Here is a 711-nt window from a genome sequence, read left to right on the forward strand (position 1 = left end):
TATTGGCGATAATTTGTTTTTGATGACATAATTGATGTAAGTTTTCCGAATCGAATCGCAACGGCGAACCGTCCTCCGTCTGCATTCATAAATAACCCATCCACTGAAATAGTAGCATCCTCTAACATGGTAGTAAGTTCTTCAAATGTCTGCTCTATGTTGAATAAATCATTGTGATTACCTGAAACTGGTGTTGACATGGCCAATACAAGTCCCTGTTTATCAGTTAAGTAAAGAGCGTTAGTGGTTTTACGTTTTTTTCGTCCTTGATAAGCAACTTCTTCGCCACCACGAATACATGACGAATGACTTCCATCTAAATTTACCATTGAAAGGTCGAAAGAAGACTTGTATTTTGTCAAAAGTTCTATCCAACACTTTTTCCAAATACCTTCCTTACACCAACGACGATAATGCCCAAAAACAGTCTTATAGTGAAGAACATGATTACTGAATAAACTCTCGACTGGTAATAAATGCCATTGGATACCCGTCTTCAGCTTATAAAGAATACAATTAATGATTTCACAAGTCGGTGCTTGGGGCTTAAAACCTCGTTTTCTTACAGGTAAATGACAAATTATTTCTGATTCTATTATATCTTTGCTGAGTACGTAGTACATAAAAAGGTTGCTTTGGTATGGTTCGCAAAACAAATATCAACAACCTTTTTTATTTTTAAGCAATTCTACCAAAAGTCAAGATGACTTC

At 35.7% G+C, this 711-nt stretch carries 1 protein-coding gene; it reads right to left on the reverse strand.

What is annotated here, in order from left to right; translation table 11 throughout:
• Positions 1-623: transposase (locus QM491_RS25470; protein WP_283330405.1), on the reverse strand; the 623-nt coding region annotated here is incomplete at its 3' end.
• Between the last annotated feature and the right edge of the window lie 88 nt (positions 624-711).

Origin of the sequence: Flectobacillus longus, assembly GCF_030056705.1 — a bacterium.
In the GTDB taxonomy this organism is placed as follows: Bacteria; Bacteroidota; Bacteroidia; order Cytophagales; family Spirosomataceae; genus Flectobacillus; species Flectobacillus longus.